Annotated in this window: 1 protein-coding gene; it reads left to right on the plus strand. The window is 71.5% G+C overall.

Annotated features, from left to right (window positions below; translation table 11 throughout):
* A partial coding sequence (locus ELR45_RS08620) for a 2-phospho-L-lactate transferase CofD family protein (RefSeq protein WP_205856375.1) occupies positions 1 to 424 on the plus strand: 424 nt, incomplete at both ends.

Raw genomic sequence — 424 nt, forward strand, 5'->3', positions numbered from 1 at the left:
ACACATCAGTCCCGGCTGACAGCCCGTCCTACACGCGTACAGAGACACACCCTGGGGGCGGTGAGCAGACCCGGGCCGTGCACTTCCAGGAATGGTGGGTGCGGATGCGCGCCGCGGTGCCGGCCGAGCGCATTGTGCTGGCCGGCATCGACGCCGCCACGCCCGCACCGGGCGTTCTCGACGCCATCTCCAGCGCCGACATCGTGCTGCTGCCGCCCTCCAACCCAGTCGTCAGTATCGGACCGATCCTCGCCGTCGCCGGAGTCCGGGACGCCGTCCAGGCCACGTCGGCACCCGTCGTCGGGCTCTCGCCGATCATCGGCGACGCCCCCGTGCGGGGGATGGCCGACGCGGTGCTCAAGACGATCGGGGTCGAGGTCAGCCCAGCGGGCGTCGCCGGCTTGTTCACCGACCTGCTCGACGG

Source organism: Phytoactinopolyspora endophytica (assembly GCF_004138495.1).
GTDB classification, from domain to species: Bacteria; Actinomycetota; Actinomycetes; order Jiangellales; family Jiangellaceae; genus Phytoactinopolyspora; species Phytoactinopolyspora endophytica.